This window comes from Thermoflavifilum thermophilum, from assembly GCF_900116565.1.
GTDB lineage: Bacteria > Bacteroidota > Bacteroidia > Chitinophagales > Chitinophagaceae > Thermoflavifilum > Thermoflavifilum thermophilum.
Map to the genome: position 1 here is coordinate 1,267,929 of NZ_FPCJ01000001.1, position 22,581 is coordinate 1,290,509.

The 22,581-nt window shown below is 48.2% G+C and carries 21 protein-coding genes and 1 tRNA gene; 15 read left to right on the forward strand and 7 right to left on the reverse strand.

Going from position 1 to position 22,581, the window contains the following annotated elements; genetic code table 11:
- Positions 1 to 68: 68 nt before the first annotated feature.
- Complete coding sequence (locus BM367_RS05415; protein ID WP_143103960.1) at positions 69 to 1,559, reverse strand: hypothetical protein; 1,491 nt, start codon at positions 1,557 to 1,559, stop codon at positions 69 to 71.
- Between the two features lie 153 nt (positions 1,560 to 1,712).
- On the opposite strand from BM367_RS05415, the gene BM367_RS05420 reads away from it, so the two are divergent.
- The 9 genes from BM367_RS05420 to dnaN all read left to right on the forward strand — a co-directional run bounded on the left by BM367_RS05420 (position 1,713) and on the right by dnaN (position 9,470).
- Positions 1,713 to 1,786, forward strand: a tRNA-Ile gene (locus BM367_RS05420).
- 54 nt (positions 1,787 to 1,840) lie between these two features.
- Complete coding sequence (locus BM367_RS05425; RefSeq protein ID WP_092458719.1) at positions 1,841 to 2,023, forward strand: hypothetical protein; 183 nt, start codon at positions 1,841 to 1,843, stop codon at positions 2,021 to 2,023.
- A 210-nt stretch (positions 2,024 to 2,233) separates the two neighbouring features.
- A complete protein-coding gene (locus BM367_RS05430; RefSeq protein ID WP_092458721.1) occupies positions 2,234 to 4,537 on the forward strand; it encodes a hypothetical protein in 2,304 nt (767 codons plus the stop codon).
- Positions 4,538 to 4,543: 6 nt separating this feature from the next.
- The gene (locus BM367_RS05435) at positions 4,544 to 4,834 is read left to right on the forward strand and encodes a DUF1360 domain-containing protein (protein WP_092458723.1); all 291 of its coding nucleotides are present in this window, start codon (positions 4,544 to 4,546) and stop codon (positions 4,832 to 4,834) included.
- A gap of 28 nt (positions 4,835 to 4,862) precedes the next feature.
- Complete coding sequence (locus BM367_RS05440; protein WP_143103961.1) at positions 4,863 to 5,126, forward strand: hypothetical protein; 264 nt, start codon at positions 4,863 to 4,865, stop codon at positions 5,124 to 5,126.
- A 222-nt stretch (positions 5,127 to 5,348) separates the two neighbouring features.
- Entirely contained in the window at positions 5,349 to 6,680 is a 1,332-nt protein-coding gene (locus tag BM367_RS05445; RefSeq protein WP_092458728.1) for a hypothetical protein, read from the forward strand.
- A 115-nt stretch (positions 6,681 to 6,795) separates the two neighbouring features.
- The gene (locus tag BM367_RS05450) at positions 6,796 to 7,371 is read left to right on the forward strand and encodes a papain-like cysteine protease family protein (protein WP_177224115.1); all 576 of its coding nucleotides are present in this window, start codon (positions 6,796 to 6,798) and stop codon (positions 7,369 to 7,371) included.
- Positions 7,372 to 7,394: 23 nt separating this feature from the next.
- Complete coding sequence (locus BM367_RS05455; protein WP_092458732.1) at positions 7,395 to 8,135, forward strand: hypothetical protein; 741 nt, start codon at positions 7,395 to 7,397, stop codon at positions 8,133 to 8,135.
- A 159-nt stretch (positions 8,136 to 8,294) separates the two neighbouring features.
- Positions 8,295 to 9,470 carry a DNA polymerase III subunit beta gene (gene dnaN, locus BM367_RS05460; protein WP_092458734.1) on the forward strand — a complete coding sequence of 392 codons (1,176 nt, stop codon included), beginning with the start codon at positions 8,295 to 8,297 and terminating at the stop codon, positions 9,468 to 9,470.
- Between the two features lie 133 nt (positions 9,471 to 9,603).
- On the opposite strand, the gene typA is transcribed toward dnaN, so the two are convergent.
- Positions 9,604 to 11,412 (reverse strand): translational GTPase TypA, encoded by a 1,809-nt coding sequence (gene typA / locus BM367_RS05465; RefSeq protein WP_092458736.1) that lies wholly within the window; start codon positions 11,410 to 11,412, stop codon positions 9,604 to 9,606.
- Between the two features lie 335 nt (positions 11,413 to 11,747).
- Here typA and BM367_RS05470 point away from each other — a divergent pair, with 335 nt between their 5' ends.
- Together BM367_RS05470 and BM367_RS05475 are read left to right on the forward strand one after the other, a co-directional pair.
- Positions 11,748 to 12,674: a PfkB family carbohydrate kinase gene (locus tag BM367_RS05470; protein WP_092458738.1), complete on the forward strand. Its 927-nt coding sequence runs from the start codon at positions 11,748 to 11,750 to the stop codon at positions 12,672 to 12,674.
- A 146-nt stretch (positions 12,675 to 12,820) separates the two neighbouring features.
- Complete coding sequence (locus BM367_RS05475) at positions 12,821 to 13,813, forward strand: aspartate-semialdehyde dehydrogenase (protein WP_092458741.1); 993 nt, start codon at positions 12,821 to 12,823, stop codon at positions 13,811 to 13,813.
- Here BM367_RS05475 and BM367_RS05480 read toward each other — a convergent pair.
- Together BM367_RS05480 and BM367_RS05485 are read right to left on the reverse strand one after the other, a co-directional pair.
- Positions 13,810 to 14,484 carry a DUF2461 domain-containing protein gene (locus BM367_RS05480; RefSeq protein WP_092458743.1) on the reverse strand — a complete coding sequence of 225 codons (675 nt, stop codon included), beginning with the start codon at positions 14,482 to 14,484 and terminating at the stop codon, positions 13,810 to 13,812. The two genes, BM367_RS05475 and BM367_RS05480, sit on opposite strands and share 4 nt — an antisense overlap.
- 58 nt (positions 14,485 to 14,542) lie before the next feature.
- Positions 14,543 to 14,923 (reverse strand): RidA family protein, encoded by a 381-nt coding sequence (locus BM367_RS05485; RefSeq protein ID WP_092458745.1) that lies wholly within the window; start codon positions 14,921 to 14,923, stop codon positions 14,543 to 14,545.
- Between the two features lie 134 nt (positions 14,924 to 15,057).
- Here BM367_RS05485 and tsaB point away from each other — a divergent pair, with 134 nt between their 5' ends.
- From tsaB to BM367_RS05500, 3 genes are all read left to right on the forward strand, one after another.
- Positions 15,058 to 15,741, forward strand: coding sequence for a tRNA (adenosine(37)-N6)-threonylcarbamoyltransferase complex dimerization subunit type 1 TsaB (gene tsaB / locus BM367_RS05490; RefSeq protein ID WP_092458748.1), 684 nt, complete (start codon positions 15,058 to 15,060; stop codon positions 15,739 to 15,741).
- A gap of 179 nt (positions 15,742 to 15,920) precedes the next feature.
- Complete coding sequence (locus tag BM367_RS05495) at positions 15,921 to 16,295, forward strand: ArsR/SmtB family transcription factor (protein ID WP_092458750.1); 375 nt, start codon at positions 15,921 to 15,923, stop codon at positions 16,293 to 16,295.
- A 151-nt stretch (positions 16,296 to 16,446) separates the two neighbouring features.
- On the forward strand, positions 16,447 to 17,853 hold the full coding sequence (locus tag BM367_RS05500) for an MBL fold metallo-hydrolase (protein WP_092458752.1): 1,407 nt from the start codon (positions 16,447 to 16,449) through the stop codon (positions 17,851 to 17,853).
- On the opposite strand, the gene BM367_RS05505 is transcribed toward BM367_RS05500, so the two are convergent.
- From BM367_RS05505 to nadB, 3 genes are read right to left on the reverse strand one after another with little or no spacing between them, the layout of a single operon-like run.
- Positions 17,845 to 18,420 (reverse strand): DNA-3-methyladenine glycosylase I, encoded by a 576-nt coding sequence (locus BM367_RS05505; RefSeq protein WP_092458754.1) that lies wholly within the window; start codon positions 18,418 to 18,420, stop codon positions 17,845 to 17,847. The two genes, BM367_RS05500 and BM367_RS05505, sit on opposite strands and share 9 nt — an antisense overlap.
- A 33-nt stretch (positions 18,421 to 18,453) precedes the next feature.
- Positions 18,454 to 19,335: a lysophospholipid acyltransferase family protein gene (locus tag BM367_RS05510; RefSeq protein ID WP_092458756.1), complete on the reverse strand. Its 882-nt coding sequence runs from the start codon at positions 19,333 to 19,335 to the stop codon at positions 18,454 to 18,456.
- Between the two features lie 12 nt (positions 19,336 to 19,347).
- Positions 19,348 to 20,943 carry an L-aspartate oxidase gene (gene nadB, locus BM367_RS05515; protein ID WP_177224116.1) on the reverse strand — a complete coding sequence of 532 codons (1,596 nt, stop codon included), beginning with the start codon at positions 20,941 to 20,943 and terminating at the stop codon, positions 19,348 to 19,350.
- Between the two features lie 161 nt (positions 20,944 to 21,104).
- Between nadB and BM367_RS05520 the strand changes: the two genes are divergently transcribed.
- Positions 21,105 to 22,550, forward strand: a complete 1,446-nt coding sequence (locus BM367_RS05520) for a TolC family protein (RefSeq protein WP_177224117.1) — start codon at positions 21,105 to 21,107, stop codon at positions 22,548 to 22,550.
- Positions 22,551 to 22,581: the final 31 nt, after the last annotated feature.

A 22,581-nucleotide genomic window follows, 5' to 3' on the forward strand; every position in this document is an offset into this window, starting at 1 on the left:
CCAGTTCACTTTTCATCCAGAAACTTCATTCCATCGCACGCAAGCATTGGGTTTCCGGTGATAATGCCTCAAAAATCTGATTCCTGCTCGCTTTGCCATTGTTCATCCAACAGGATTCCAAAGTTTGTCCCATAACCCAATGCTCTTCCCTTAAAAGTGAGTTTTACATTGTTTACAATGGCCTGGCTGACTTCAAATTGCCGTAGGAGGCCGGGTTTGCCATACAGATATATCCGATATCGCAAAAGCACCGGCTGGGCTACATTTCCCAAAAACTGATGGAAAGTAAATCCTTTTGTGCTGGGGTCAAAGGCAAGCTCAAAGGTCTGGCCTTCCAGATTGTTCACTGCAGGCGGCTGAGCAAGCTGTGGATTGAAGGGGGCAAACCACCAAACAGGATGCAGGGGCTCCACAACTATTCGGTTAATTTGCTCCAATCCCTGCGCGTCGGTAAACTGGAATTGAATCTGGCTGTAATACCGTTTTAATACAGCCTGAATAACCTGATCTCCATACACCGAAAAAGTATCGGCAAAGCCATAAACAGCCGCCAGATAGTCAGCAGGCTGAAGTGCAAGAAAATGTTGGGACGCTGGGACAATGGTGTCTGACCATATCAATGGCTGCTGTGAAAAACTGGCCACGAGGTGAGCCAGATATCTTCCAGAAGGAAGGCTCAACTGGAACTCGGGATTCTGCTGCGCCAAATCAAAGGAGCCATGGGCAAATAGCAGGCTGTCACTCTCCCGAAAGATGAAATAATCGAGCTTTTGGTAGGCAAAAGCCGGCGTGCTATCTGCGATTCCCGACAGATACACATTGTCGAGCCGGGTAATTCCGGTTGCGGGATTGTAGTCACTCACCTGGGTGCGATCACCGGCTTTCGGCAAGAATTTGATATAAAGAGACCGATGCAAATCCAACGGCAGCGTATCCAGCCGGAAAGAAAAACTATTCCTGGCCTGGCTGCCCATATTCAGAAAGGGATTGGAATCAGAAAGCGTATGATAGGAGGCTCCGTCATCGTTGGAATACAGGATGGCGAAATCTTTCGGCCCGGTGTTGGAAGAACTGATATCGAAGCCAAAAGATGTAATGGCACCCACTTTTTGTAATGGCATCTGAATAACCACCGATTCCAGTCCGCGGATGCTCAGCGACAGGCCAGCCGGAAAAGAATCCTTTGCAAATCCAGTCGCAAAACTGGTGGAAGCCTGTCCCTGGTTGCAGATGATAGCCGCTCCGGCATTCAGGGCAATATCCGGGGCGAGGCTGGAATCATTAAAGGACCAGTAGTAGAGGTATTGCTCCTGCGTTCGCCAAAAAGCTCCATACCTGTCCGCTGGCCAGGCTATATTGCCCGGCTTGCTTATACCCGGCAAAAGACCCGCCAGAGGCGCGATCTGGCTTTCAAAGCCGGAGACTTTGAAATACACCCGATGGATTTGCATGTCCACTTCGTGGTGGTCCGAAGAGCGGGAGCAAGAAACAAGGCAGCAGAGAGCCAATAGGCTTATGCACAGGCTTGATGCCTGGCAGATAAGATAGGGTTGTTTCATTTTTCAAAGGGTTTTAAAAATGGAACGAAAAATAACCGGCCAATGCAAAGATGTCAACCCCCTGTTTTCAGGGGTGTTAGATTGGATAACAGGAAATCTTTAGCTTTGCGTGTCAATCATTGCTGCCTTGTTCGCCAAAGAAAAGGCGGCTATGGTCCTATAGCTCAGCTGGTTAGAGCACCTGACTCATAATCAGGGTGTCGCAGGTTCAAGCCCTGCTGGGACCACATAAATGAGAATTTTTTACCCATAAATGAATGAAATAAGCTAAAGCTCAAGTCATGATAAACCGATTGCTGCTTATCGCTCCCAATGAATCTACCTTCTATAAGGTGGGAAATGATGTGGGGTATTACTTGGCTATCATCCTTATTGTGCTGTTGTTTATAGCGGTGATTGTTTGCCTGCGTTATGTGGGCCAGGACAAATATCCTCCCCAGCCGCTGGAAGAAGAGCAGTCATGATGCGATGGCTTCCACTTATTGTTGTTTTTCAACCGATCAATATCGGGCAAAGCCCGATAAAAAAATATTCACTTAATACCTAACCGGCTGAACGGTATTTCTCTATCTTGTGACACATATCCGGCGTTTCATGGGCGGATATGTGTTTTTTATTTCATGATTTGTTAACCCCGCACCGGAGTGTTTTTCCGGTGTCCAAAACTTCTCGCCATGTTCATTTCCATGCAGGGAAATTGGACGATTTCGGTCAAATCGATCAGCGCCTCTTTTCCCCAACGATTCAAGGTCAGCAGTGCCGATACCGGCAACGGCATATACGATGCCGCCGTTGGCATGAAGCCCGTACAGGTTACAGGTGAGCAATGGACCATCGCTATATTGAATGATCCGGGTACGGGTTTTCAGCTGTCGGAGACGCGACTGAAAACGCCCATATTACAGGGCGGTGAATATCGATTCGATATTGAATCTAACGATGCCGGTGGTGATCAGGATTTCAACGATTTGATTCTTACCTGTTCTACGCCCGCTCTGATTGATGATTTTATCATTTATGGCCATGTAACGCTGTACAGCGGAGATTGCCTTTTCAATCCCTGTTATCGCAACTGGCTGGTGATCGACACTTATCCTCAGCTGATCAAATTACTTGACATACCGCATCTCAAGGAAATCATTAAACAATATTATCCCGAGCGCATTCCGCCGCTTCGCATCACGCCCAACCCTCCTGATCCGGCACCCGATTTTACACCTATGATGATTCATCTGGTGGAGGAATCGCAAATTCCTCCGCCCAAGGCTAATATTTTTCAACGCCGTTCGGAAGCCGTTTCGCCTAAAAAGGGCGAAGAGAAAAACGAAATGGCTTTATCACATTTTTCTTTTCAAAAACAGGTGACCGTTGCCAGCCAATCGTTTTCTGAAAATATACGCCCCGTCGTAACCTCCGAACGTATCCAGGTAGCTAAAATCATAGATCAGATCCGGTGGCATTGTACCACAGAACCCGGCAAACAGATCACCCTGAATTTTGAAGAATACGATCGTACCACTTCCGAGCTGGCCGGAGGAAATTATACCGGACTGGGCAACCGCACGACGCTGGGCAGTGCCGTTACCGATTCAAACGGAAATTATATCTTTCGATTCAAACAAACCTTTTCGGAACTGATCAATGAAATCCTGCAGGACGTGGGTGCAGGAGAAAATGTGTTTGTCCAATGGCTTCCCGACATCATTGTCAAAATCAAAGATACTTTCCATCCCTCGGTTACCTTGTTTGAAAGTGCACCGTATTACAATGTGGCCCATCTGAAAAGGATCGATTTCTGTTTGCCGGCTTCACTGATTCCGGTTACCGATTCCCTGTGTTTTAACGGCAATATGGTAGGAAGTCTGGGCAATATATTCATTGGAGGCAGCCAGAACACGTCGGGAAGTTTTTCCGTAGCAGCGTTAGATCGCAACGGGTATAATAATCACCTCCATGCCGATGGTGTGATTACCGTACACAATGCCATGGCAGGCTTCGGTGTGGATTGTGCCTGCTGGTCGGGAACGGTAGATGTGAAAGGCTGTCTGTTTAATTTACAGAGAAAGAAAGGCGATCCCATTGTTCGCTATTATACGATCCGCTTTATGAAGCCCGGCGGTTCCTGGCAATATGTAAATGAAACCTACCTCCATCCCCGATTTTCTAAACGGTTTATACCCCATTATCATGGTGACATGGTGGGGCCGTTCCCGACCGATCTTCATGTTGACGGGGGCCCTCTGCAACATGTCCCAGCTTATATCAACATCCAGGCACGCACCTTTTTTGATGGGGAAGACTGGGAATTCACCAATCTGGATCGGTATATGCAACTGCAAACGGGTATTTATGAAAATGGCAACCCGGGGACAGTTTATTTTCGCATAGACGGTTATGACGAGCAGGGTAAGCCTGTTCCGGGGGCCACCGACCTCATTGCTTTATTCATCAACAATAAGCCGCTCAATTTTGGCCTGGGCAGCATCGAATTTACTGATCCTTCGATAGAATATATTGCCTGTGGCCTGTATCGAATGACCAGCGCCCAGATGAATACCCCGCTGGAGATCCAATTCAAAGCCAGCGATGCCTGGGGATTTATTGACCATTATACGCTTACCATTGGCAAATGCCCGAACTCCATTTCACTGGATATCACTTCCCCACCCTCACTGATCGGTACGGTTACCAATGGCATATTGGCCCATGGAGAAAATGCCGGGAATACCGACGCCCATTCACCTTCCTGTCCTGGTTACCGGGGTACCTTGCAGGATTTTGCGACCTCCGGCTATGTGAATGTGATCGTGCAACCTTCGGCTTCCGAAGGGGGCTGGCTGCGACCCGAAGAATCTTATGTGGTTGTTTCAGGTAGTCTTGTGGCTGTCAAGAGGGAGACAAATGGATATAATTCGGGATATAGTTGTGCTTATTGTTATTACCATACCTTTTCCTTTGCCATTGAAAGAAAGGCGTGACCAACCATGCAGGCGTTTCTGTTTGGCATCACAAGTCTGGCGGTATGGCGTATCACCCATTTACTGGCGAAAGAAGATGGCCCTTGGGATATGATCTTTAAATTACGCAAACAACTCGGACAAGGCTTCTGGGGAAGTCTGCTCGATTGTTTCTATTGCCTGAGCATCTGGGTGGCGCTGCCTTTTGCATGGGGAGAAGGCTCAACCGTGAAAGAAAAACTATTGTGGTGGCTGGCTTTATCGGGGGCGGCTTGTTTGCTGGAAAAGGTTACTAACAGATTTGAAAAAGAAACCTAAAATATTATTCATCTTAAACCCTGATCAAATGCCATGTTGTGGTCGGAAAAGACAGGCCTTAACAAGCAGTCGGTCATCCAATCAGGCAGCCATCGATGAGCAGGCTGCAGCTTCCGGCTATAGTCGGCCGAACATTGTTTTCCGATATGAAGGACAGATGGCGGCTATTTTTATCGGCGCGGTAACCGGAAAAAAGTATCGCTTTCGTTTCAGGGGCGACACCCAGATGATAGATTCCCGGGATGCATCTGCCATGTCGGGTGAGCCTTTGTTGCGGGTTATCTTTTCTTGAAAGGCGCCATCGGCAAGGCGAAAGCCAGGCTATGCTGCACGTAAGCCATGTTTCTGGTATTAGGATAAACAATGACGCATGAGGCTTGTTCTTTGAATCAGGTCGAAAGCAAAAACAGCCCTTGTTTTCTCTGTGCAGAACAAGCAGCAGCAAGATATGTTTTATCCATTTATTCGTTAACCCCGCACCGAGATGCTTTTCCGGTGTACAAAACGTTTCACTATGCCCCAACAAAAAAAGCAAAAAGCAGTTCCTGACGTACAGGCCAGCGAAGCAAGCATTCCCTGCGTACCCGAGCTGCTGAAAGACGATCATTGCGATGTCTTTCATTTCAAACGCATCCTCACCTATCCGGTGAGTTTCACCATTCGCGATCAGCGCATGAGTTTGATAGCGGAGGTGATTTTGCATTTCCGATTTCGGCGATGCACCTTGGGATTAACCCTGGGTGATCCGGTGTATTCTACCACCCTGTTGCCGGGCGAAAAGGTCAGGCTGGCTACCACCGATCGGCGCAGCCGGTTTACATTTGATAGCGAAAGCAAGCTTAGCTATCGGAGCGAACAGATAGCAGAAGAGCAGTATTACATGACGGCGTTCCAGCATTACCTGGCCGACGGGGCCAACAGTCAGTCGGGCAAGGTGTCTGACAGCAACAGCAGCGACTGGAATTTTCATGGCGATGCCCATGGCAGTGTGGGTTTAGGTCTGTTTGGCGGCTCGGCTGATGCCAGTACCAATGCCAATGGTTCGCACAACAGCAGCTCGGTGCTCGATTATTTGCATGAGCAGCGCTCGCATGCACAGGCATCGGCCACGCAGGCGGTGGGTGAAACGCATAAGGCGCATTCCATTTCGGTGGGAGAAGTATCTACACGAACCCACACCGAAGGCGAGTCGGAAGACCATTTTGAGGCAGCTTCACGTGAATTCTCGAATCCCAATCGTTGCCATGCCGTCACCTTTATTTTTTACCGGCTTAATAAAAAGCAACGGGTGGAATATGAGCTGGAAGCCATCGAACGCCGGATTAAAGATCCTGCTGCGCCCGTGCGCCGGCCTTTCACGCCGGTAGTAGCCAAATCGGCTATCGCCTTTGTGCCTCAGGATGTAGCTGCCACACAGAAAAAAGTGGTCACCGACGGCGAATTGCTTACGGCCAGCTCGGGCGCATCACAAGCCACTCCTTTGCTACGGTTCAATGCTTTTGCGCAGGCGCCGACAGCCGAAGGTACGAGTCATCCCATCGCCCCCGACATCCGCAAAGCCGCTCTCGAAGTGGTGGATAAGGAATTGCTCGCCCAGGGATTGCTTGGACCGAACCGATTGGTATCACCCGAATTGCAAAAACAAATCCGCTTCGAAGCCACCTTTTCCTTGCCTACGGCCGGCATCATCGTGAAAGGCTCCATGGACGAATGCGATATCTGTGAACCACTGGCCAAAGAACGGATGCAACTGGAAAACGACCTGTTGAGGCGGCAGATTGAGTTATTGGAAAAATCACAGGAATATCGCTGCTGCCCACCTCCGCCAGCACAGAACCCTTCATAATCCATTCCGGGATGGTGAATGCGGTAAACCAGAGCATAGGTTATCGTTCCGCAGTTCATCATCCCGATTCATCATGGATCTATTCTATCCTTTTGTTCACCTAAAAACAATACCCATGAAACGCAAATGGATTTTCAAGAGCCTGGGATTCTTGCTGATCGTGTATTTAAGTGGCTGTTGCAAGCCCGAACTGATTGGCAGTGTACCCAATATGCTACGCCCGCAACAAACCAATAACTGGTGCTGGGCGGCCACCACCCAGATGCTGGCCCAGCATTTCGACATCTCGGTTAACCAATGTGATCTGGCCAACCATCGTTTCGGACGAACCGACTGTTGCACAGGCGATTGTCCGAAAACCGATTCCTGTAACCGGCCGGGATGGCCCGAGCTTGATTACGTGGGCCTGAGTTTCAAAGAAAGCGCTACGGCCCTGAGCTGGGAAAACCTGCAACGGCAGATTTATTGCAGCAAAAAGCCCATGGGATATGCCTATGGCACGCCCGGTGTGGTGGGCCATGTGCTGGTCATCAAAGGATATGTCACCGTAGGCAATACCCATTATCTGGTATTGAATGATCCCTGGTCGCCCTGCAATGGCAGCGAACGACTCATCACCTATGCGGAATATGCAGATCCTGCCGGAACGGCCACGCATTGGGATACTTTTTATGATTTAGCCAAGAAATAAGTCTCATCTCAAACTTGTATGACATGAAACACGTAAAAAATATGATTTACCGATGGGGATTATGCCTGTTGCCTGTCTTATCGGCATGCAATCCCTCCTCATCTCCCGCTTCCGAGCCCGGCCAGCAGACACCCGATACATCATCGCCAGGTTTTTCTTCTCCCCAGGAAGCAGCTGCCCAGGGTCAAAAGGACCTTCTCGCTATCCTGCGGATGCATTCCGGCGATACATATGGCATTACCGATACCACCTTGCTAGCGAAAGCCGTTCCCGGCAACCCCGTGATGCATTATGTGCTCGACTTCCAACGTTTATTACAGATCGACTCGGCAAATAGTCTCTCGGATTTTCCGAAAGAGGAGGCTAATACCATTGTGCCGCTGGTAACCGATGGGCAGCTGGTCACCATAGTTGAGCTCAGCCATCAGGATCAACAATGGAAGGTGGCTGCGCTTGCCGGGAAAGCGCTGACCGACGACCTTCAGGTGATTTATCAGATCATGCCCCGCTATGCTGGTATCGGACAGGGTGCACAGATACAATTGATTGAAGTGCCCAACCTGCAAGCCAAGCTTTTTGTGGTGCGTGCGAACCCGCAGGGCGAACGATTGGGCCCGCAGGAATGGGTATTTGCTCGCTATGCCGGATTTTCACTACGAGAACCCGTGCCGGTATCAACCCTGATGTCGGTTTTGCATCGGGATGCGGTGCAGTTTCAACGGGAATATGGAGAGCAGCTTAAGAAGCAAAAATTAACGGAATAGGCCAGTTCACAGATGGAGGGGAAGAGCAAGATTCTTTCATGCGGTATCCGTTTTTGCATGTACGCTTGATGCAATAATTTCTATATTTGCTCACCGGCTCTTTTGCGAGCGGAGCAGATAGTAATCATCATCCATTTTTGATATACAAACCGGAACCGCATGAAGTTCATTGTTTCCTCTCATGCTTTGTTTAAGCATTTGCAGCTGATTTACGGGGTAGTAGGCACCAATGCCTCTTTGCCCGTGCTGGAAGATTTTTTCCTGCAAATCCTGCCTGCCGGCAGGCAAGGTTCAAAGGAGGGTCGCCTTACGGCTGCCGCTACGGATCTGGAAACATCTTTGAAAATCAACATCCCTGTAGAGTCCAATCAGGCAGGTGAAATATGCATTCCGGCCAAGGTATTGATGGAAATCCTGAAAAATCTGCCCGATCAGCCGCTGACTTTTCACGTGCATCCCGATACCGGTGTGGTGGAAATCATTTCAGACAACGGCCGATATAAAATCATGGGAGAAAAAGCAGAAAACTTTCCCCGTGAACCGAAGCCTGATTCTGTAGAACAAACTTTTTCCCTTTCCGGCAAAACTTTACTCACAGCTATTCAGAAAGGCATATTTGCCATCAGTACCAATGATATGCGGCCTGCCATGACCGGTATGCTGTTTGAACTGGATGCTGACGGAGCTACTTTTGTGGCTACAGATTCTCACCGCCTGGTAAAATACGTGAAAAAAGGGGGGCTTGCAGAAGGTGCATCCACTCTGGCCGCGGGCAAACCGGTTAGTTTTATCGTACCCAGAAAGCCGCTTAACCTGTTGAAAGGGTTGTTCGACGACGAGGTCACCATCCAGGCCTCATTAAGCAAAAGCCACCTGTTCTTGCAGACAGATGCCATGGAAATTGCCTGCCGGTTGATTGATGCACGGTTCCCGGACTATCGGGTGGTCATTCCGGTGGATAGTCCCTATCATCTGGTGATTTCCCGTACGGATCTGCAACAGGCCCTGCGAAGAATCAGTGTGTTTGCCAACAAGGCTACCAATCAGGTGATTTTCACCCTACAGGGGAGTACTTTGGAATTATCGGCTCAGGATATTGATTATTCTTTTGAGGGGAGTGAACGCCTCAGTTGCCAGTATGAAGGCGAGGATATGCGCATTTCCTTCAATGCCCGTTTCCTGCTGGAAATGTTGGCCGTCATAGATGCCGATGAGGTTCGATTTGACCTGTCAACCCCTTCCCGGGCAGCTATTCTGCAACCGGCATCTCAGGCTGAGGATGAAGATTTGCTGATGCTCATCATGCCATTGATGATTACGGAACCTGTAGCTTAATCTTCCATCCTGGGCTGCACAAGCAGCTTTTACCTGATGAAAGTTGCATTTCATGGCCGACTCAATCGGGTTATTGGAAAGGGTCGGTTAAGGATTTAAATGCATTTCAATAGAAAAGCCGAACGATTCCAGCTTATTCGGAAGGGGCCATGATTTTTTGCTGTTTTTTGCGTTGTTCGGCATCGAGGATCACTTTGCGCATGCGAATATGCGAAGGTGTAACTTCAATACATTCATCCTGCTGGATGTACTCCATGCATTCTTCCAGCGACATACGGCGTTTGGGTATGATTTGCGCGGCTGCATCACTGCCGCTGGCGCGCATGTTGGTGAGTTTTTTCCCTTCATTGGTATTGACCACCAGATCACCGGGTTTGTTGTTTTCACCCACAATCATCCCCCCATACACTTCTTCTCCCGGTTCTACGAAGAATATGCCCCGGTCCTGCAACTTATCCAATGCATAGGCCGTAACGGTGCCGGTTTCCTTGGCCACCAGTACCCCGTTGATACGGGAAGGAATAGCACCTTTCCAGGGTTTATAGGCCACAAAACGATGGGCCATGATGGCTTCTCCGGAAGTGGCTGTTAGCAGCTGGGTACGCAGCCCAATAAGTCCGCGCGAGGGAATTTCAAACTCCAGACGCTGCATGTGCCCCTTGGTATGCATGTTTAAAAGTGTGCCTTTCCGGCGGGTAACCAGGTCAATCACTTTGCTGGCGCAATCCATCGGCACATCCACCACCAGTTCTTCATACGGCTCACAACGCTGCCCGTCAATTATTTTCACTTGTACTTGCGGCTGTCCCACCGTTAACTCGTATCCTTCGCGACGCATGGTTTCAATCAATACCCCCAGATGCATCACTCCCCGGCCATACACCAGAAAGCTATCCGGGCTTTCGGTTTCTTCTACCCGAAGAGCCAGGTTTTTTTCGGTTTCTTTCATCAATCTTTCCCGCAAATGCCGTGAGGTTACATATTTTCCATCTCTTCCAAAAAAGGGAGAATTGTTGATGCCAAACAGCATGTGCATGGTGGGTTGCTCCACTTCCAGAGGCGGTAAAGGTTCGGGATGCTGTATGTCGGCAACGGTGTCGCCAATGGCAAAATCTTCCAATCCCACAATAGCAGCAATATCGCCAGCCTCAACGGTTGTGGCATTCCGTTTACCCAGCCCTTCAAACACATAGAGTTCTTTCACCTTGGCCTGCCGCACACTACCATCTGCAGCAACCAGGCATACAGGCTGATTGACGCAGATTTTGCCCCGCTGTACCTTACCGATAGCAATTCTTCCCAGAAAAGAAGAATAATCCAAGGAAGTGATCTGCAGTTGCAATGGTCCTTCACTTACCTGCGGAGCCGGAATATGGGAAATAATGCCATCCAGCAGGGGTGTGATATCCTGGCTGGGCTGCAAAGATTGATTAAACCATCCTTGCTTTCCGGAGCCGTAATAGGTGGGGAAATTGAGCTGCTCTTCAGTGGCATCTAACTGGAAAAACAATTCAAACACGGCTTCGTGCACTTCTTCAGGACGGCAGTTGGGCTTGTCAACCTTGTTGATCACCACAATAGGTACCAGTTGCAGTTGCAGGGCTTTTTGCAATACAAACCGGGTTTGCGGCATCGGGCCTTCAAAGGCATCCACCAGAAGCAAAACCCCGTCGGCCATGCGCAATACCCGCTCCACTTCCCCTCCAAAATCGGCATGCCCTGGTGTATCAATGATATTGATTTTTACTCCCTTGTAAAAAATGCTGATGTTTTTGGAAAAAATGGTAATCCCTCTTTCCCGCTCCAGATCATTCTGATCCAGAATGAGGCTTCCCATTTCCTGATTTTCGCGCAACACATGGGTCTGGTAAATCATGTTATCTACCAGCGTAGTTTTCCCGTGATCCACATGAGCGATGATGGCAACATTGCGAATTTCCATGACTTGCAAATTCAGCCTGCAAAGGTAGGGAAAAGCTCAGCAAGCCAAGGATAGAAAAGTCAATCCGGCCTGCAGAGCCGGATTGACAACATAAACAGGCTTTGATGTGTAAAAAATACGCAAAATAACTGCAAGTGAAAAAAATGAAAAAATTCAGTTATAGGGTTGTCCTTCATGAACAGCAACCGGGGTTAAACGGGGTGAGTACAGCGGGAATCAGGAGCAACTGGCAGATAAAGATAAGCATATCCTGATAGAAATCAAGGGAATAGGAAGAATTCTCTTTCATAAAATGAGGATCTCATTACCTTTACAGGGTTTTCATACCAACGGATATGTCATTACTCGTGGTTGGCTCCATGGCCTTTGATTCAATTGAGACACCATTCGGGAAAACCGATCGTATCGTAGGAGGTGCAGCTACATACATTGCCTGGGCAGCATCCTGCTTTGTGCAACCGGTGCAGCAAATCTCGGTGGTGGGTGGCGATTTCCCGGAGCAGGAACTAAAAGAGCTGCAAGCCAGAGGAGTGGATCTGGGCGGCGTGCAGGTTAAAAAGGATCAGAAAAGTTTTTATTGGGCAGGCCGGTATCATCTGGATATGAACAGCCGGGACACTTTGGTTACAGAGCTCAATGTGTTGGCCGATTTTCAGCCGGTAGTTCCGGAAAGTTTTCAATCGGCCGAATATGTGATGTTAGGCAATCTTTCTCCCGTGGTACAGATGAACGTCATTGAGCAATTGCGGCATCGGCCCCGGCTCATTGCCATGGATACCATGAATTTCTGGATGAATACCCAGATGGAAGAGCTGAAAAAAGTGCTGACCAAGGTAGATGCCTTGCTGATTAACGACGCCGAAGCTCGCCAGCTCAGTGGCGAATACTCGCTGGTAAAAGCTGCCCGAGCCATTCACCGGATGGGACCCCGTTATCTGGTCATCAAAAAAGGCGAACACGGGGCCCTGCTGTTCTACAAGAATCATGCTTTCTTTGCTCCGGCATTGCCTCTGGAAGAAGTTTTCGACCCCACCGGAGCAGGCGATACCTTCGCTGGCGGATTCATGGGATATATTGCTCATACCCAAGATCTCTCATTCGAAAACATGAAAACGGCTGTGGTAGTGGGTTCAGCCTTGGCTTCTTTTTGCGTGGAAAAATTCGGTGTACAACGACTGAAAGAAATTTCGCAGGAAGACATCGAAACGCGCATTCGCCAGTTTGTGGATCTGATGCATTTTGATATTGATCTTGTTCAATAGGTTGGGTTGTTTTTTGGAAATTATCCAAATTATCAAGTTGTATTTTTATGGATATTTGACAAAGGCCTCCCTATTTTTCCATTCATCTGTTCTATCTTTGCCGCCGGTTATCTTTTTTATAACTTTTTACAAGTAAACAATTACAGATGAAAGTTGCTGTTGTAGGTGCCACGGGGCTGGTTGGCACCAAAATGCTGCAGGTACTGGAAGAACGTAAATTTCCGGTTACGGAACTGATTCCTGTGGCTTCTGCAAAATCGGTAGGCAAAACGGTTTCCTTCCGGGGTGAGGCATTTCGGGTTGTGGATGCAGAAACAGCTATCCAGGCCAAACCTGCACTGGCATTGTTTTCGGCAGGTGGCTCCACTTCACTCACCTGGGCACCCCGCTTTGCCGAAGTGGGCACCACCGTGGTAGATAACTCATCGGCCTGGCGAATGGATCCGACCAAAAAATTGGTGGTTCCGGAAATCAACGCCGATGTACTCACGCCCGAAGACAAAATCATTGCCAACCCCAACTGCTCCACGATTCAGATGGTGATGGTGCTCAACCCGCTGCACAAGGCTTACCGGGTAAAACGTGTGGTGGTATCCACCTATCAGTCTGTCACCGGAACGGGTGCTAAAGCCGTACAGCAACTGATGGACGAACGTGCCGGCCGCGAAGCCCAGAAAGTATATCCCCATCCCATTGATCTGAATGTAATTCCTCAGATCGATGTGTTTCTCGAAAATGGTTATACCAAGGAGGAAATGAAAATGGTCAATGAAACCAAAAAAATCATGCGCGACGATACCATCCGGGTTACTGCCACAACGGTGCGCATTCCTGTGATAGGTGGCCATAGTGAATCGGTAAACGTGGAATTTGAAAACGAATATGAGCTGCAAGAAGTGCGTCAGCTGCTGGAACATACGCCCGGCGTGGTGGTGATAGACGATCCGGCTCAGTCAAAATATCCCATGCCAATTTGTGCGCATGAAAAAGATGAAGTATTTGTGGGCCGCATCCGTCGGGATGAATCGCAACCCAAAAGCCTGAATCTGTGGATTGTGGCCGATAACCTCCGCAAAGGGGCGGCTACCAATGCCGTGCAAATCGCCGAATACCTCTACCGGCAAGGCTGGTTGGCTTAATCGTCGAGCGCGCGGGAAAGAAAATCAATAAAAGGTTTCATCAAAGCAAAGCTGCTAACGATTTGGTTCAGTAGCTTTGGTGATAGTACTTCTTCATCGCTTATTTCGTGTCCGACGACAAAATTTCGCATCTTCAGATAGGCTATACCGGGATGATCAGCCGCATAGCCCTTGGGAGGGCGTTGCAAGGCTTCCTCATCGGTCAGTTGCCCAAAACGACGCCGAAAGGCAGGTTGGTGAAGGATTTGCTCAAATTCTTCGAGGTTATAGTCTATTTCCTGGCGGATTTTTTTCAAATCTTCCGGGAAAGGATGCCAGATGCCCCCACCAATGAAGCTTTTACCTCCGGGCTCCAGATGCAGATAATAACCGGGCGCATGTACCTTTTTGCCATTGCGATGAAAACTGGCTGCCAGGTGGGTCTTGTAAGGCGTTTTATCTTTTGAAAAACGGGTGTCTCGGTAAATTCTGAAAAGGCAATCTTTGGGCTCTAAACCGGCTATGGCAGAATCTATCTGGCTGAATTTCTCAATTACCCCGGCTACCAGCTGCTCCACATCGGCCCGGGCCAGCAGGTATTCATCCCGATGCTGCTCAAACCAGGCCCGATGATTGTGTTGCCTGAGCTGGCGCAGAAAACCCAACGTGGAAGGCTGAATCGTGTATGCCATTAGGTGGAACAAATTCAAGGGTAAAACAAACCAAGGATTCGCATAAACTCCTGAGCTTTTATTTGGCCGCAATCATGGCGATTTCCACACGTGCACCCCGGGGCAATCCCGCTACCTGTACGGTTTCACGGGCAGGAAAACTTTCCTGAAAGTATTTGCCATATACTTCGTTCACAGCTGAAAAGTCTTGCATGTCCAGAATAAAGATCGTAGTCTTAACTACATGTTGAAAATCCATACCAGCCGCAGCCAATATGGCTTTCAGGTTTTGCATCACCCGATGGGTCTCTTCTACGATATCACCCTTGATCATCTGATCGGTAGCCGGGTCAATGGCAATCTGGCCGGAAATAAATACCAGATTATTTGCCTGGATGGCCTGGCTGTAAGGGCCAATGGGGGAGGGAGCGTGAGGGGTTTGTAGTACAGTTTTTTCCATAAATCAATCGCAATTTGTTTTTGAGGTTGGTTACAAAATCGAGGTAAAAATAAGCCAATTCAGGTTAGTGGACAGAAACATTTTCCATAGTACCAGATGGTTGTACCTTTGCAAACGCACTTACAGGATAAGACATGGCCAGGTTGATTCTGATTGATACCGCAACAGCGGCAGGCTCTGTTAGCTTCGCTGAAGAAGGCCGGGTGGTGGCTTCTTTTGGACATAGCCAGGCCGAAGATCATGCGGCTTACATTGCCGACTATGTATATCGCGGGCTTAGCCAATTGCAGCTGAATGGTACAGCCATAGACGCTATCGCTGTGAGTGCCGGGCCAGGATCGTATACCGGCCTGCGGGTAGGACTTTCCACTGCAAAAGGATTGTGCTATGCCTGGAATTGCCAGCTGATATTGCTACCCACAATGGAAATTATGGCTGCCGGCTACCGGCAATTGCATCCGGAAATCCATGAACCAGGCTTTCTGGTACCCGTGTTAAAATCCCGAAAAAATGAAGTTTATGCTGCCTTGTACAAGACCGACGGCACAACCATTGAGCCTGCCAGACCTGTGCAGCTGGACGAAGAAGATTTTTCAACCTGGCGAAACTACCTGCCCATGCATGTTTTCGGTGAAGGTGCTGATCGGATAATCAACAAACTTCAGCCTCTGTCAGTTAAAATTGCCTTGGATACCACCTATCAGCTCCATGCCTCCCACATGGCCGAACTGGCTGAGCGCGCTTTCTGCTCCGGACAATTTGCTGACCTGGCTTATGCCGAGCCTTTTTACCTGAAACCCACCTACGTAGGAAAATAATGAACAAGCCTCATCAACATTCTGTTAAATTCTTAAAAAACCTATTATCTTGTGACAAACAGCTTACGAAGCTATGCATAAAGATTTCTTCAATTTAAAGATATAAGATATTTTTGTAATCAATATGCAAGTACAAAAACATATCCGGAAAACCGATTTTCAGTTTTAAATCATATAACATGGAAAAAACCATTATGCCCACCTCATCTTATACCCTGACCATTTCCAAGGGAACCGGGCCAGAGGATGTGATCAAGTTGGACTATTATCATGTTCGGATTGCAGCGCATGTGCTTCGGGCTATCAACCACAAACTCAGGCAACAGATCATCAAGCTGCTGGAGGAACATAAGCGGATGACGGTTACTGAAATTTATGTAAAGCTTCGCCTGGAACAATCAGTAGCGTCGCAGCATCTTTCCATTTTGCGGAGAAATCATATCGTGAAATATGAGCGGGATGGGAAATTCATCTACTATTCTCTGGATACCGAAGCGCTGGAAACCATTGCCCGGGTGGTGGATGAACTATATGCCCTGAAACCGGAAAAATGATTCATTTCATTTCCGTTATCCATGTGATCTGCGAGCAAGAATGTTTTGCCGCAGTTGGCTACCAGGTTGAAAAAGCTGCTTTTTCGGCAGCTTTTTTTCTGCCTATACTACCCTGAAATACTGTAATTTTGAAAAGAAGCGAATTATAGCCATGTTGATAAAGCAGATGTACACGGGTTGCCTTTCGGAAGCGGCTTACTTCATTGCATCAGAGGGAGAAGCCGCTGTTATTGATCCGTTACGGGATACGGAAGCCTATCTGGAAATGGCAGCCCAAACGGGTTCGGTGATCCGATATATTTTCGAAACACATTTTCACGCCGATTTTGTATCCGGCCATTTGGACCTGGCCGAAAAAACGGGTGCACAGATTGTGTTTGGCCCGCAGGCTGCCACGGAATATCGTGTGCATATTGCCCGGGATGGAGAAGAATTTCAGCTGGGGAAAATCAAGCTGCAGCTGTTGCACACACCGGGCCATACCATTGAATCGAGTTGCTATTTGTTGTACGACGAGTCGGGCAAACCGTATTGTTTGTTTACCGGCGACACCCTGTTTGTGGGCGACGTAGGCCGGCCTGATCTTTCCAGTGGGGGATTCTCTGCCGAAGAGCTTGCGGGATATTTGTTTGACTCCCTGCAGCAAAAAATCAAGCCTCTGCCCGACGATCTCATTATTTATCCGGCGCATGGGCCAGGCTCGGCCTGCGGGAAACAGATCGGAAAGGAAACCTTCAGTACCCTGGGCGAGCAAAAACAAAGCAATTATGCCCTGCTTGCAGACGACCGACAAACATTTATCGAAAAAGTGACTCATGGCCTTTCACAGGCACCCCCCTACTTTCATATCAATGCTCGCATAAACCAAAAAGGATACGAACAGCTCCATCGGGTGCTGGAACGGAGCCTGGTGGGATTTACAGTAACTGAGTTTAAGCAACACATGCGGAGGGAACAGGTACTATGTGTGGATACCCGTGCTCCGGAAACCTTTGTGGAAGGGTTTATTCCCGGCTTTTTAAACATCGGATTGCGCGGTCGTTTTGCTGAATGGGCCGGGCGCCTGTTGCCCTATCATCGACCCATTTTGCTGGTAACCGATCCGGGCAAGGAAGAAGAAGCCATTACAAGACTGGCGCGTGTAGGATTTGACAGCGTGATGGGTTATCTGCAGGGCGGGTTTCAAGCGTGGTTGGAAGCAGGTGAACCCAGAGACATGATCATCACTGTCGACCCCGAAGAGTTTGCCCTGGATATCCCTTACGATCAACGGATGGTAATTCTGGACGTACGTCACGAAACCGAACACGCCCAGGCGCATGTGAGAGGCTCCATCAATATTCCGCTGGAAGATATGCGGGATCCGGTGAGCCTCATGCACATAGAAGACCATCATAACCTGTATGTGCATTGTGAAACCGGCTACCGGAGCGTGATAGCATGCTCCCTGCTGAAACAACAAGGTATCCACAACCTGCGCAATATTGCCGGTGGTTTTCGGGAAATCCGCCAGCAACCGCAAATTGAAATTGTAGAAGAAAAGAACGTATTAAACTGATGAATTTTCTTGTAAGGCGCTGTACCGGAAACAGGTTACCACATGATCATTGATCATGCCCGCGGCCTGCATGAATGCATAACAAATGGTGGACCCCACAAATTTGAATCCTGCTGCCCGTAAAGCTTTGCTCATAGCATCCGACTCGGCTGAGGTGGCAGGCGCCGGCTGACCCGGTTGGAGATGATGATGGATTGTCTGGTAATTGGTAAACTGCCAGATGAACTGATCAAAGCTTCCGTAACGGGAGCAGATTTCCAAAAACCGGCGGGCATTTTCCACCGTGGCTTCAATCTTCATTCTGTTGCGGATGATATTCGCATTGTGCATCAGTTGTTGAATCTTTCGGGCATCATATTTAGCTATACACTCCGGATCGAATGCATCAAAAGCTTTGCGAAACTGTTCTCTTTTGTAGAGGATGGTTCGCCAGCTCAGACCGGCCTGAAAAGCATCCAGCACCAGAAATTCAAACAATTTGCGGTCATCGTGCAATGGCACGCCCCATTCGGTATCGTGATACTGAATCATGAGCGGGTCTTCGGCCGGCCAGAGGCATCGGTTCATGGAGCTGTGTTTTTCATCCACAAGTTAATGGAATTATTTTTCTGCGCCAGCCCAACCGGGCGGAGGCTGGTGTTTCCATCGCCTGTGGCTCCATAGCCAATTGTGCGGTTGTTCATGGATTTTTTGTTCCAGAAACCGGCTGAAGGCATGGCTGATTTGCCCTTCTGCCGTACGCGCAGGATCAGGAAATGCTTCCTGAATGATGGCGTGGTAATATCCTCGTTTGATTTTCTGAATATCGCCAAATATCACCACTTCTCCAAAGCGGCGTGCAATAAGCTCGGGTCCTTTGTAAAAAGCCGTGGGTCGGTTCAGAAAATTTTCCCAATAGCATCTCCGGGCACTGGAAGGGTTTTGATCGGCCACTAGAATGGTGATATGTGGTTGCGATTGCCAGGGTTTCATGGCTTCCAATACCCGATCGGCCGGAATCAGCACCGTACCAAACCGCCGGCGAATGTAATTCATCAGCCGTTCCACATTCGGATTGCTGATCGGCATATACACCACCAGAAATGGAACAGTGGTACCAAGTTTGAAATACAGATTGGCCCACTCCCAGTTAAACCGATGCCCTAATTGAATCTGGCAGCTTTTGCCTTCTGCCGCCAGCCGGTGCAACAGGCTTAAATCGCATCGAAATCTGCGTTGGAGGGTTTTCGGTGAAAGGGTCATCATTTTGATGGTTTCCACCACCATATCGCACAAATCATGATAATATGCTTTTTCGATTTTTCGTAACTCCACAGCATCTGATTCGGGAAAAGCCTGGGCCAAATGCGCTCGTACAAGCCTTTTCCGATATCCGATGAGGTAATAAACGCACCCATACAACACATCTGACAGGATATACAGAATCGGAAAAGGAAGCAGGGAAATGAGATAGCAGGCTGCAAACAACAAATAATACCCCATGCCTGAAATGCTTTACAGAACAATATTTTGTATGATGTTGCTTTTTTCCGGATAATCCGTATTGAAATGCAGGCCACGGCTTTCTTTCCGGAACATGGCGCATTTCACAATCAGATAAGCCACTGTAATCATATTTCGCAATTCACATAACTGGGGCGACAGAACAGTGGACTCATACAATTCTTCCGTTTCTTCGAAAAGCAGATCGAGCCTTCTCATAGCTCGTTGCAATCTGGTATTGGAGCGTACAATGCCCACATAATCACTCATTACTTGTTGCAATTCTTTTAAGCTTTGGGTAATTAAAATCATTTCTTTGGGAGCAGTGGTACCGGCCGCATCCCAATCGGGCACATTGGGCAGTTGAAAGGGTTGCTGGATAAGCTCCACACTATCCAGATAACAGCGATGGGCAAATACCATGGCTTCAAGCAGGGAATTGGATGCCAGCCGATTGGCGCCGTGCAGGCCGGTAGAGGCGCATTCACCACATGCATACAGGCGGCGGATGGAAGTGCGCCCCCAGGCATCGGTCTTAATGCCGCCGCAGCTGTAATGAGCGGCAGGTGCTACAGGAATCCAGTCGTGCCGTACATCGATATTTAATTCCCTGCATTTTTTATAGATATTCGGAAAATGGCTGCGGAAGCGATCTTCGGGAATTGTTGTACAATCCAGGTACACAAATTCAGTACCTGTGCGCTTCATTTCATTGTCAATGGCACGGGCCACGATATCGCGGGGAGCGAGTTCCTTGCGCGCATCATAACGTTCCATAAAAGCTTCGCCGGCGTGATTGCGCAATATGGCGCCTTCGCCCCTCACGGCTTCTGAAATTAAAAAAGTGGAACTTTTCCCGGGTTGATAAAGGGCTGTGGGATGAAACTGGATGAATTCCATGTTTTCAATGCGCCCCTTGGCACGATACACCATGGCCACGCCGTCGCCCGTGGCAATAGGCGGATTGGTGGTGGTGCGATACACTCTTCCGCAACCACCGGTAGCCAGCAGCGTGATGGGCGCCAGTAGCTTTTCAATTTGCTGGGTATGAAGGTTCAGCACATATACCCCAAAACAGGTAATATCGGGCGTAGATTTGGTAACCAGATATCCCAGGTGATGCTGGGTAATCAGATCCACGACAAAACAATGGCTCAGCAACTGAATATTAGGCTGCTGGTGCACGGCTTCAAGCAAGGCTCTTTCCATTTCGCGTCCTGTGCTGTCTTTATGATGCAGCACCCGATGGCGGGAATGGCCTCCCTCGCGGCCGCGGGAAAATTCACCCAATGCATCCCGGTCAAACCGCGCCCCCCATGCCATGATTTCATTCACTCTTTCAGGCCCTTCCCTGACCACTATTTTCACAATCTCTTCGTTGCAAAGCCCATCTCCTGCGATCAGCGTATCTTCAATGTGGCGTTCAAAACTATCGTGTTCCAGATCATTGACTACGGCCACTCCTCCCTGGGCGTATTTGGTATTGGTTTCATCTTCCCGGGTTTTGGTAAGCACGGTAACCTGCCTTTGCGGAAAATGCCGGGCAATCTTAAGTGCGTAGGTTAATCCTGCAATGCCAGAGCCAATAACCAGAAAATCGGTGTACATGATGCAAGAAAATTGGCTCAAAGTTACAGGACATTGCCTTCTTAAATGAAATGGGGTAAAATTGCCATTCCTGAAGAAAAAAGCCCGTTTATCCCAAATTTAAATTTCATTCCTGATAGGGTATGATATATTTGCTAAAAATGCCTTCATCTATATCTGCTATGCGATATTTATTCACAGGATGCCTGATGGTTTTGCTCATCTATTCTCCTGCCTTGTTTGCGCAGGAAACCTGGTCATTGCAGCGATGTGTTGATTATGCCCTTGAGCATAATATTCAAATTAAACAGGCAGACATTCAAAAACGGCTGAATGAGCTTATTCTTCAGCAGAGCCGCCTTTCCCGATTGCCCAGTCTCAATGCCGGAATCAACAATGGATTTAACTTCGGGCGATCCATTGACCCCACCACCAATCAGTTTGTCAACAATCAATTGTATTATCTGGGTGGTAGTGTGAATATGAGTCTGAACCTATTCAGTGGTTTACAGAAAACACATACCATTCAGGCCAACAAATATACATTGGCAGCAAGCGAGCAGCTGGAAAGAAAAATGGAAAATGATGTGGCCTTGAATGTAGCTACCGCTTATTTGCAGATTCTGCTGAACACGGAACAACTAAAAGCCACCCGGCAACAATTGAATTTATCGATTGCCCAGCTGGAAAATACGCGTAAACAGGTAATTGCTGGCGCATTACCGGAAAGCAATCTGGCCGATATACAAGCCCAGGTGGCATCTGATAGCGCTTCACTCATCACGGCCGAAAACAACCTCACTTTATCCATCCTGCAAATGAAGGCTATTCTAAACCTGCCTTCCGATGCGCCTTTTGCTGTTGATACGCAAATGAATGTAGATGCTATTCCGGTCATGAATCTGGATGCAATCACGCCTGAGCAAATTTATGAACAGGCCGTGGGCATACAACCGCAGGTCCTGGCTGATTCGCTTACTTTGCTGGCCGATAAAAAACAACTGGCAGCAGCAAAGGGCGCTCTGTATCCTACCGTTTATTTATCCGGTAGCTTAGGTACCAATTATGCCAGCACGTTCTCGCAATATTATGTTGATACCATCATGGTACCACCCGTTCAGATCGGCACGGTTAATATCAATGGTGTGGATTATAAAGTAAATTCTTTACCGCAAACTGAACCGGTATATCGATCTTACAAAAGTCCGCTGGGCAGCCAGCTCAACAATAATTTCAATCAATCAATCGGCATTGGAGTGAATATTCCCATCTTTAATGGATATACCGCCCGCACGAATGTAAAACGTGCACAACTGAATTTGTTAAATCAACAACTTACCGCAGAGCAAAACAAAATCACATTAAGACAGGATATTTTTCAGGCTTATGCAGATGCAAAAGGAGCCAGAGAACAATATCGGGCAACCATACGAGCACTCGAAGCTGCGCGCATAGCCTATGATTATGCAACCCAACGCTATGAACTGGGATTATTGAATGCAGTAGATTATCTAACCAGCCAGAATAATTTATTCAAGGCAACTGTTAATATGCTAACTGCAAAATACAATTATATCTTCAGAGTAAAAGTGTTAGAATTTTATCAAACATTGCATGTTCAATTTTAATTTCATCGGAAAAACAATATAACTCATAGCA

What these genes read in the sequence shown, in the direction of transcription:
- nadB (WP_177224116.1), bottom strand. Translation starts at nt 20,943, where the DNA reads ATGTACACCGATTTTCTGGTTATTGGCTCTGGCATTGCAGGATTAACC.
- BM367_RS05455 (WP_092458732.1), top strand. Translation starts at nt 7,395, where the DNA reads ATGAAACACGTAAAAAATATGATTTACCGATGGGGATTATGCCTGTTG.
- tsaB (WP_092458748.1), top strand. Translation starts at nt 15,058, where the DNA reads ATGGCCAGGTTGATTCTGATTGATACCGCAACAGCGGCAGGCTCTGTT.
- dnaN (WP_092458734.1), top strand. Translation starts at nt 8,295, where the DNA reads ATGAAGTTCATTGTTTCCTCTCATGCTTTGTTTAAGCATTTGCAGCTG.
- BM367_RS05430 (WP_092458721.1), top strand. Translation starts at nt 2,234, where the DNA reads ATGTTCATTTCCATGCAGGGAAATTGGACGATTTCGGTCAAATCGATC.
- BM367_RS05445 (WP_092458728.1), top strand. Translation starts at nt 5,349, where the DNA reads ATGCCCCAACAAAAAAAGCAAAAAGCAGTTCCTGACGTACAGGCCAGC.
- BM367_RS05440 (WP_143103961.1), top strand. Translation starts at nt 4,863, where the DNA reads ATGCCATGTTGTGGTCGGAAAAGACAGGCCTTAACAAGCAGTCGGTCA.
- BM367_RS05485 (WP_092458745.1), bottom strand. Translation starts at nt 14,923, where the DNA reads ATGGAAAAAACTGTACTACAAACCCCTCACGCTCCCTCCCCCATTGGC.
- BM367_RS05415 (WP_143103960.1), bottom strand. Translation starts at nt 1,559, where the DNA reads ATGAAACAACCCTATCTTATCTGCCAGGCATCAAGCCTGTGCATAAGC.
- BM367_RS05475 (WP_092458741.1), top strand. Translation starts at nt 12,821, where the DNA reads ATGAAAGTTGCTGTTGTAGGTGCCACGGGGCTGGTTGGCACCAAAATG.
- BM367_RS05505 (WP_092458754.1), bottom strand. Translation starts at nt 18,420, where the DNA reads ATGAACCGATGCCTCTGGCCGGCCGAAGACCCGCTCATGATTCAGTAT.
- BM367_RS05495 (WP_092458750.1), top strand. Translation starts at nt 15,921, where the DNA reads ATGGAAAAAACCATTATGCCCACCTCATCTTATACCCTGACCATTTCC.
- BM367_RS05435 (WP_092458723.1), top strand. Translation starts at nt 4,544, where the DNA reads ATGCAGGCGTTTCTGTTTGGCATCACAAGTCTGGCGGTATGGCGTATC.
- BM367_RS05425 (WP_092458719.1), top strand. Translation starts at nt 1,841, where the DNA reads ATGATAAACCGATTGCTGCTTATCGCTCCCAATGAATCTACCTTCTAT.
- BM367_RS05510 (WP_092458756.1), bottom strand. Translation starts at nt 19,335, where the DNA reads ATGGGGTATTATTTGTTGTTTGCAGCCTGCTATCTCATTTCCCTGCTT.
- BM367_RS05450 (WP_177224115.1), top strand. Translation starts at nt 6,796, where the DNA reads ATGAAACGCAAATGGATTTTCAAGAGCCTGGGATTCTTGCTGATCGTG.
- BM367_RS05480 (WP_092458743.1), bottom strand. Translation starts at nt 14,484, where the DNA reads ATGGCATACACGATTCAGCCTTCCACGTTGGGTTTTCTGCGCCAGCTC.
- typA (WP_092458736.1), bottom strand. Translation starts at nt 11,412, where the DNA reads ATGGAAATTCGCAATGTTGCCATCATCGCTCATGTGGATCACGGGAAA.
- BM367_RS05520 (WP_177224117.1), top strand. Translation starts at nt 21,105, where the DNA reads ATGCGATATTTATTCACAGGATGCCTGATGGTTTTGCTCATCTATTCT.
- BM367_RS05500 (WP_092458752.1), top strand. Translation starts at nt 16,447, where the DNA reads ATGTTGATAAAGCAGATGTACACGGGTTGCCTTTCGGAAGCGGCTTAC.
- BM367_RS05470 (WP_092458738.1), top strand. Translation starts at nt 11,748, where the DNA reads ATGTCATTACTCGTGGTTGGCTCCATGGCCTTTGATTCAATTGAGACA.